The sequence below is a fragment of the Treponema porcinum genome (genome assembly GCF_900167145.1).
In the GTDB taxonomy this organism is placed as follows: Bacteria; Spirochaetota; Spirochaetia; order Treponematales; family Treponemataceae; genus Treponema_D; species Treponema_D porcinum.
In genome coordinates this window covers 1-4,697 of sequence record NZ_FUWG01000026.1, presented here as the reverse complement: position 1 = coordinate 4,697, position 4,697 = coordinate 1, and the positions used below count along the sequence as shown (strand labels likewise).

Below are 4,697 nucleotides of genomic sequence, written 5' to 3'. Positions count from 1 at the left end.
GCCGTTTGCATGAGAAGAAATTATTTAAGTCGCCGCTCTCGCGGCTTGCGCATAACTGAAGCGTATACGGCGGGACTTTTGACCGACTATATGTGTTTGATTCAGGACGCTTTTCCTGGAATCTTTTTTGAATTGCGATACAGGCTTTGCTTTTTATTTTGAACGGGAACTTTATTTTTCTCTCACAAGAAAGACTGTTTTTTCTAAAAAAACAGCCCTAAGTTGTATTTTTTTTAGAATTAGTATTGACAACTTGGGGCCTTATATGTGTTAGGTTGCTTTTATATTAGATTAGCATAATCTCTTTTTGCATAAAAGATTCTCATTATATATACTTCTTTTTCATTATCATCGATTAAGTATAGAGCAATATAATTTTTTTTGAAAAGAAATCTGTGATATCCTTCAGATTGCAAAACTGAATCGTTACTTAACGGATACATATAAGGATTATCAGAAATATTATTTTTTTCTTCGAGAAATTCTTCAAGTAAACTTTCGGCAGCTTTTGGATTGCAAAGTTTATCTGTAAAGTAAGTTACAATTTCAGATAAATCCTGCTCAGCCTTTTCCATAATTCGGACATTATAGGCCATGAGTTTTCCTTATTCTTGAAACTGCATCTTCAACAGAAGAATACTTTCCGTTTTTCATATCCTGTTTTGCTTCTTCAAGTTTTCCGTAGACATTTGCAAGAAAGAGATTTTTTTCATAAGTTTCCATACTCATCAAAACCATATCACCGTAACCATTTTTTGTTACGAAAATAGGTTCATCATCTTCATGGCATAGAGTTGATATAGCAGTGGTGTTTTTTAAATCTCTAATTGGAACGATTCTAGGCATAAGTATCTCCTTGTGGGATTATTTTACCACAGCTTTTTATATTTTGTCTATAAAAAAAGGCGGGCTTGACCCGCCGTTTTCTATTCGTTTGCTTCGGTAGATTTATTTTCCTCTTTATTATTTTTTTCTACAGAATATTCTGCTTCTGCTTGTATTTTTGCATCTGTTGCAGTTTTTCCTGTTGAAATTAATTCTACAATCCTTTCAGAAATCCATTTTTCTTTTTCAGCATTAGTAGAATTCTTTTTGGTAAGTTCTTTTCCACAGAAACCACAAACAGTTGCATGTATATCAATTGCTTTTTTACAGTATGGACATAATTTTTGTGTTTTGTTACTTATACAAGCAACAATAATTAACCCAATCAATGGAGAAAGGAATAAAGCTAGTAAAAAATAACCAATACCTTTATGTCCTTTGCGTTCTGCCAAAGTAGCTGTTAATGCACATAATATAATCCATAAGATTCCACCAATAATTGCGCCCATAAAAATTATCCTCCTTTTTATTTAGCATAAAATGTTGGATGATTTTACCTTGCTAACAGCAAGTAGGCCAGTGGCCTATCAACCTAACTACGCAGTTAAACAGTGGCGCGGCTTGACCGCGACATCTGTTTTGAACTGCATGTTATGTGTTATTTTCTACATCTGCATTAAAGCAGAATAATTTAACTTGTGTTCCCTTGCGTAAGCAATAAAATCTTTTTCTTCTTTTGTTACACGAATTTGAAATTTCAAAGGTAATGCAAATTTCTGTTTTCTGCCGGCGTTTTCTCTAGCACCACCATGCCCAAATTTTTTTTCATAAGAAGAAAGCCCTGAAATTTTCATGTACTCTTTTTTAGAAATTACTTTTTCATCTGGATAAACTTCATTTTCTAATTTCTTAAAAACATAACCTTCTGAATCTTTTACAAAAACATAATCCATAATCAGACCTCCTTCAAACGCTGTTTAGCAAGTTTTATCTTTTCTTTTGGAGTTTTCTTTGTCTTTTTCACAAATACAACTCCAACCACAATAATTCTACCGGCAGCATATTTGAATAATGAACGAAGTTCGTTTGTTTTTATTTCAAAAATTTCTTTTTGAATCAGCTTTACACGAACAAATTCAATTCCTTGTTCCTGTATTTTCTTGTAATCTGCCTCAAGCATATCTTTTTGAAATTGTTCCAAAGAATCAATCTCAGCTTTTGCTTGAGACAATTTTTCTACTGTGAACTTCATACTTATAATATAAGTCGATATTTTGATTATGTCAACAATTTCAAAACTATAATAAATTATTTGTAAATTATTGTTTCAATTTTCGTTCGTAATAGAGATTTTCATTTTTTACTATATAACTTACATATAAGAACGATTCGTCCATTTCTCTAAAAATATAGATATTTCCTTCAGAATCTAAGAAGAGAATATCATTATTCTTTTCTTCTAAAAAAGTCAATTTTTTGTTTTTTATGAAATTTGTTTTTTGCAAATTAATCGTTTCAGGCGAGGCTTTTACGGAAAAAGTTATTCGTGAAAGGTAACCTGCAAGAAATTCAAAGGAAACATCATTGCATTTGAACCCATAAAACATGCTATATTTGTCATCAAATTTCTCAAAATTCCATATTGCTGAAAATTTATTCTTGTTTTCCTTTATTGATTTATTTACATAGTCTAAGCCATTCATTTTTTCTTCAACAAGATTCCAGTGCTCCTTTTTCATTATTTTTATGATAGTCTCTTGTGTGTCATTAGATGAAAATATTTTTTCTTTTGCAAAGCAGCAACAAATAGAGCAAAAAATTAAGTAAATTAATAAAATCTTTTTTTTCATTTTTTCTTTTCCTCCGTCCGCTGCCCAGTGGGCAGTCCACATAACATAATTTCTCCGTATCAGTTGTAAGAAGTTTACACTGCAAAAAATGTCGGTGTAAAAGCTTTACAATTCTTACTTATTTTCTTATTTTATATCATTTTCTGTGAATTAGCACATATTTTACACGGATATTTATAAAAATCTAAATTCTGTCTAGCGGACTTACCACGCCGCCAGATCCGCGGTTTAGAACATGGGTATAAATCGTTGATTCCGGCTTCGAGAATGGCGTTTTTTACGGCGCGCTGCATAGGGGATTCGTCTACGTGCCAGCGTCCTTCCTGACCTGTCAATTCGTTCTTCCAGCGGTTTTTCTGCGGAAAGAGTCACTGCCATTTGAGTTCTTGCTGCCTAAAGGATATTTTGAGCCAAGGGCATTGGGAAGGCTTACGGCTCCGAATCCTTCGTCCAAATCCTTCTGGTGAATTTTTCTGATTTCCTCAATCTGTTTTTTCAGGTTTTACTTGACCGACTATATGTGTTTGATTCAGGACGCTTTTCCTAGAATCTTTTTTTGAATTGCGATACAGGCTTTGCTTTTTTATTTTGAACGGGAACTCTTGTTTTCTCAAAAAAGAAGACTGCCTTAAAAAGACAGCCTTAGAAAATCATTTTTTTGAGGATTCTTATTGACAAGCTGGGGCCTTATATGTGTTAGTTTTATATTATTTATTTATTCTTTGTACTTCATAGTTACATGTAGCAATCCAATTTCCGTTTTCGTCTGTTACATTTTCTATATTTTTTAGAAGCTGGCCATTATTATCGAGTAATTTAAAATATGCATTTTCTTCTAAATTTTCCCAAATGTCACCTTCAATGTTTTTACAAACTGCTTGCCATCCATCATATTTTTGTTCTGATAAAGGTGAATATGAATATTCCACATTACTGTATTTTGTTACATTTGCTGCTGTTGATGTATACATATAATTATAAAATGCAAGATTGTTTGAATTATAAAGAACTCTAGCATAACAACCTCCGCTGGAAGCATGTGGGGTTAAAATAATATAGTAGGTATTAGGTTTCCAAAGTGCATACAAATCTAGATTACCGTTATTTATGTTATTCATATTGTTAACATAAACTCTTTCTGTCATACTTGAACTCACACCTTCATTTGTATAAGACCAACCGGAAAAAGTATAACCAATTCTTGTAGGTGCGGTTAGGGTTATATATGAAGTTCCCCAAACAAAATCTGTTGGATTACTTCCTGTTGCAGTGCCACCATTTAAATGATATGTAACGGTATAGGTGGCTTCTGAAAAAATAGCTGTGTATGTTGTGTCTTCATTTGGAAAGTTTTCAGGAATTTCTGGTTCCCACCATGCTAATTCATATCCATCTATTGCAGTTACTGTTGGAAGTCCTGCAATAGGATTTCCTGCATTACCTGTAATAGTTTTAGTTCCATAAGTGTTATCCTCAAACCTTCCTTTTGAATCAATTTTAAATACCAAAGTTACTGTAGTGTCAATATATTTTGCTATGCTAACACTGATGCTTCCAGAGTTTGAAACTGATACAGATATAGTGGCGGAATGTGAATTATCTGATGCAATGACTTTTGTTGTCCCTTCAGTTTTCGATTTAATTGTAATTACTTTGTTAGCGTCAGGCGATTATAACCATTACGAGTCAGGAGAAAATCGCCAAAATTAGTCAAAAAGAAACAGCCACTATTATAATCAAACAAAAGTTCCTAAAATATGTGCTGACCAATAATGCACAGAAAAGGAGCTTATGAATGAAAATAATAGTGACAAACTAAGTTTACCACAGGCACTGGATCTTATAAAGGACAGAGAAAAAGAAAGTTTCTGTCTGGAAAAAGTTAATCTTGCAGAACTGCAAAGGCTGACAGGCATTACAAGAGCAAAATTAAGACGCCTGCATTATTGGTTATTTTTCTTTGACTAAAATTGGTTAATTCTGCCTGACTCTAAATGGCGATTTCCTCCCGACTCTAACAAC

The 4,697-nt window shown here is 32.9% G+C and carries 8 protein-coding genes; 1 reads left to right on the top strand and 7 read right to left on the bottom strand.

Annotation, left to right across the window (positions count from 1 at the left end):
• Positions 1 to 281: 281 nt before the first annotated feature.
• The 7 genes from B5D55_RS11330 to B5D55_RS11300 all read right to left on the bottom strand — a co-directional run bounded on the left by B5D55_RS11330 (position 282) and on the right by B5D55_RS11300 (position 4,183).
• Positions 282 to 575 carry a type II toxin-antitoxin system RelE/ParE family toxin gene (locus tag B5D55_RS11330; RefSeq protein WP_234975432.1) on the bottom strand — a complete coding sequence of 98 codons (294 nt, stop codon included), beginning with the start codon at positions 573 to 575 and terminating at the stop codon, positions 282 to 284.
• Between the two features lie 10 nt (positions 576 to 585).
• Positions 586 to 846 carry a type II toxin-antitoxin system Phd/YefM family antitoxin gene (locus tag B5D55_RS11325; RefSeq protein WP_143593358.1) on the bottom strand — a complete coding sequence of 87 codons (261 nt, stop codon included), beginning with the start codon at positions 844 to 846 and terminating at the stop codon, positions 586 to 588.
• Between the two features lie 80 nt (positions 847 to 926).
• A complete protein-coding gene (locus tag B5D55_RS11320) occupies positions 927 to 1,334 on the bottom strand; it encodes a hypothetical protein (protein WP_200805324.1) in 408 nt (135 codons plus the stop codon).
• A 156-nt stretch (positions 1,335 to 1,490) separates the two neighbouring features.
• Positions 1,491 to 1,778 carry a hypothetical protein gene (locus B5D55_RS11315; protein WP_078934112.1) on the bottom strand — a complete coding sequence of 96 codons (288 nt, stop codon included), beginning with the start codon at positions 1,776 to 1,778 and terminating at the stop codon, positions 1,491 to 1,493.
• A gap of 2 nt (positions 1,779 to 1,780) precedes the next feature.
• On the bottom strand, positions 1,781 to 2,077 hold the full coding sequence (locus B5D55_RS11310; RefSeq protein ID WP_078934111.1) for a type II toxin-antitoxin system RelE/ParE family toxin: 297 nt from the start codon (positions 2,075 to 2,077) through the stop codon (positions 1,781 to 1,783).
• Positions 2,078 to 2,144: 67 nt separating this feature from the next.
• Positions 2,145 to 2,717: a hypothetical protein gene (locus tag B5D55_RS11305; RefSeq protein ID WP_078934110.1), complete on the bottom strand. Its 573-nt coding sequence runs from the start codon at positions 2,715 to 2,717 to the stop codon at positions 2,145 to 2,147.
• 665 nt (positions 2,718 to 3,382) lie between these two features.
• Complete coding sequence (locus tag B5D55_RS11300) at positions 3,383 to 4,183, bottom strand: InlB B-repeat-containing protein (protein WP_159446221.1); 801 nt, start codon at positions 4,181 to 4,183, stop codon at positions 3,383 to 3,385.
• Between the two features lie 283 nt (positions 4,184 to 4,466).
• Here B5D55_RS11300 and B5D55_RS11640 point away from each other — a divergent pair, with 283 nt between their 5' ends.
• Positions 4,467 to 4,643: a hypothetical protein gene (locus B5D55_RS11640; RefSeq protein ID WP_159446220.1), complete on the top strand. Its 177-nt coding sequence runs from the start codon at positions 4,467 to 4,469 to the stop codon at positions 4,641 to 4,643.
• Positions 4,644 to 4,697: the final 54 nt, after the last annotated feature.